This window comes from Agrobacterium sp. 22-209-1 (assembly GCF_053522485.1).
In genome coordinates this window covers 1-573 of sequence record NZ_JBNWCH010000029.1, presented here as the reverse complement: position 1 = coordinate 573, position 573 = coordinate 1, and the positions used below count along the sequence as shown (strand labels likewise).

Below are 573 nucleotides of genomic sequence, written 5' to 3'. Positions count from 1 at the left end.
GGCCAGTATCGCGGTCAGCGCCAGCGGCGCAGTGGCGCCGTAGGAATCGACGATATAGCCGCCGAAGACCGCACCGATACTGATGGCCACCTGAAAGGAAACGACCATCAGGCTGCCTGCTGCTTCCAGCGCATCGGGTGCACCGCGGGAAAGATTGGTCGGCAGCACCACGGGCGCCATGCCGAAGGCAAGGCCCCAAAGCGCGACGAGCGCGAATGCGGCGCCGCTGTGAACACCCCAGACAACAAGGGCAATCGTCGCAAATGCCATCAGGGCGGCGGTAACGATGAGTGCAAGGCGGATACTGGTGTCAGCCATCCGGCCCCCCAGAACATTGCCGATCACGGAAGCAACGCCAAAGCCGAGCAGGGCGATGGCAATCGGCGTGGTGTCAAGCAGCGTCACCTGTTCGAGGAAGGGACGCACATAGACCGAGCCGGCAAAATGCCCTGTCATCAGCAACAGGATTGCCAGCATCCCCAGTTGAACGCTGCGCCGCCGCGTCAGCCGGAAAACATCGGAAAGACTGTTGCTCGTACTTGCCGGCAGCGATGGCAGGCTGAATATCTGCAG

General features: G+C 62.1%; 1 protein-coding gene. It reads right to left on the bottom strand.

The window, feature by feature from the left end; all coding sequences use genetic code 11:
• A partial coding sequence (locus ACQZ48_RS23420; protein ID WP_458575400.1) for an MFS transporter occupies nucleotides 1–573 on the bottom strand: 573 nt, incomplete at both ends.